Annotated in this window: 1 rRNA gene; it reads left to right on the forward strand. The window is 52.5% G+C overall.

The window, feature by feature from the left end:
• Window positions 1–111: 111 nt before the first annotated feature.
• A 23S ribosomal RNA gene (locus KHQ24_RS23790) occupies window positions 112–2,928 on the forward strand; the annotation flags it as partial.

Here is a 2,928-nt window from a genome sequence, read left to right on the forward strand (position 1 = left end):
TTTGCTCTTTAAAAATCTGGATCAAGCTGAAAATTGAAACGACACACAGTTAATGTGTGTTCGAGTCTCTCAAATTTTCGCGACACGAAGTGAAACATCTTCGGGTTGTGAGGTTAAGCGACTAAGCGTACACGGTGGATGCCCTGGCAGTCAGAGGCGATGAAGGACGTGCTAATCTGCGAAAAGCGTCGGTAAGGTGATATGAACCGTTATAACCGGCGATGTCCGAATGGGGAAACCCAGTGTGATTCGTCACACTATCGTTAACTGAATACATAGGTTAACGAGGCGAACCGGGGGAACTGAAACATCTAAGTACCCCGAGGAAAAGAAATCAACCGAGATTCCCCCAGTAGCGGCGAGCGAACGGGGAGCAGCCCAGAGTCTGAATCAGCTTGTGTGTTAGTGGAACGGTCTGGAAAGTCCGACGGTACAGGGTGATAGTCCCGTACACCAAAATGCACAGGTTGTGAACTCGAAGAGTAGGGCGGGACACGTGGTATCCTGTCTGAATATGGGGGGACCATCCTCCAAGGCTAAATACTCCTGACTGACCGATAGTGAACCAGTACCGTGAGGGAAAGGCGAAAAGAACCCCGGCGAGGGGAGTGAAAAAGAACCTGAAACCGTGTACGTACAAGCAGTGGGAGCACCTTTATGGTGTGACTGCGTACCTTTTGTATAATGGGTCAGCGACTTATATTCTGTAGCAAGGTTAACCGTATAGGGGAGCCGCAGGGAAACCGAGTCTTAACTGGGCGTTAAGTTGCAGGGTATAGACCCGAAACCCGGTGATCTAGCCATGGGCAGGTTGAAGGTTGGGTAACACTAACTGGAGGACCGAACCGACTAATGTTGAAAAATTAGCGGATGACTTGTGGCTGGGGGTGAAAGGCCAATCAAACCGGGAGATAGCTGGTTCTCCCCGAAAGCTATTTAGGTAGCGCCTCGTGAACTCATCTTCGGGGGTAGAGCACTGTTTCGGCTAGGGGGTCATCCCGACTTACCAACCCGATGCAAACTACGAATACCGAAGAATGTTATCACGGGAGACACACGGCGGGTGCTAACGTCCGTCGTGAAGAGGGAAACAACCCAGACCGCCAGCTAAGGTCCCAAAGTCATGGTTAAGTGGGAAACGATGTGGGAAGGCACAGACAGCCAGGATGTTGGCTTAGAAGCAGCCATCATTTAAAGAAAGCGTAATAGCTCACTGGTCGAGTCGGCCTGCGCGGAAGATGTAACGGGGCTAAACCATGCACCGAAGCTGCGGCAGCGACACTATGTGTTGTTGGGTAGGGGAGCGTTCTGTAAGCCTGCGAAGGTGACCTGTGAGGGTTGCTGGAGGTATCAGAAGTGCGAATGCTGACATAAGTAACGATAAAGCGGGTGAAAAGCCCGCTCGCCGGAAGACCAAGGGTTCCTGTCCAACGTTAATCGGGGCAGGGTGAGTCGACCCCTAAGGCGAGGCCGAAAGGCGTAGTCGATGGGAAACAGGTTAATATTCCTGTACTTGGTGTTACTGCGAAGGGGGGACGGAGAAGGCTATGTTAGCCGGGCGACGGTTGTCCCGGTTTAAGCATGTAGGCTGGTTATCCAGGCAAATCCGGATAATCAAGGCTGAGGTGTGATGACGAGGCACTACGGTGCTGAAGTAACAAATGCCCTGCTTCCAGGAAAAGCCTCTAAGCATCAGGTAACACGAAATCGTACCCCAAACCGACACAGGTGGTCAGGTAGAGAATACCAAGGCGCTTGAGAGAACTCGGGTGAAGGAACTAGGCAAAATGGTGCCGTAACTTCGGGAGAAGGCACGCTGGTGTGTAGGTGAAGTCCCTGCGGATGGAGCTGAGACCAGTCGAAGATACCAGCTGGCTGCAACTGTTTATTAAAAACACAGCACTGTGCAAACACGAAAGTGGACGTATACGGTGTGACGCCTGCCCGGTGCCGGAAGGTTAATTGATGGGGTTATCCGTAAGGAGAAGCTCTTGATCGAAGCCCCGGTAAACGGCGGCCGTAACTATAACGGTCCTAAGGTAGCGAAATTCCTTGTCGGGTAAGTTCCGACCTGCACGAATGGCGTAATGATGGCCAGGCTGTCTCCACCCGAGACTCAGTGAAATTGAACTCGCTGTGAAGATGCAGTGTACCCGCGGCAAGACGGAAAGACCCCGTGAACCTTTACTATAGCTTGACACTGAACATTGAGCCTTGATGTGTAGGATAGGTGGGAGGCTTTGAAGCGTGGACGCCAGTCTGCGTGGAGCCAACCTTGAAATACCACCCTTTAATGTTTGATGTTCTAACGTTGGCCCCTTATCGGGGTTGCGGACAGTGTCTGGTGGGTAGTTTGACTGGGGCGGTCTCCTCCCAAAGCGTAACGGAGGAGCACGAAGGTTAGCTAATCCTGGTCGGACATCAGGAGGTTAGTGCAATGGCATAAGCTAGCTTGACTGCGAGCGTGACGGCGCGAGCAGGTGCGAAAGCAGGTCATAGTGATCCGGTGGTTCTGAATGGAAGGGCCATCGCTCAACGGATAAAAGGTACTCCGGGGATAACAGGCTGATACCGCCCAAGAGTTCATATCGACGGCGGTGTTTGGCACCTCGATGTCGGCTCATCACATCCTGGGGCTGAAGTAGGTCCCAAGGGTATGGCTGTTCGCCATTTAAAGTGGTACGCGAGCTGGGTTTAGAACGTCGTGAGACAGTTCGGTCCCTATCTGCCGTGGGCGCTGGAGAATTGAGGGGGGCTGCTCCTAGTACGAGAGGACCGGAGTGGACGCATCACTGGTGTTCGGGTTGTCATGCCAATGGCACTGCCCGGTAGCTAAATGCGGAAGAGATAAGTGCTGAAAGCATCTAAGCACGAAACTTGCCCCGAGATGAGTTCTCCCTGAGACTTTAAGTCTCCTGAAGGAACGTT

Origin of the sequence: Klebsiella sp. 54 (assembly GCF_018223875.1) — a bacterium.
Classification (GTDB): domain Bacteria; phylum Pseudomonadota; class Gammaproteobacteria; order Enterobacterales; family Enterobacteriaceae; genus Klebsiella; species Klebsiella quasipneumoniae.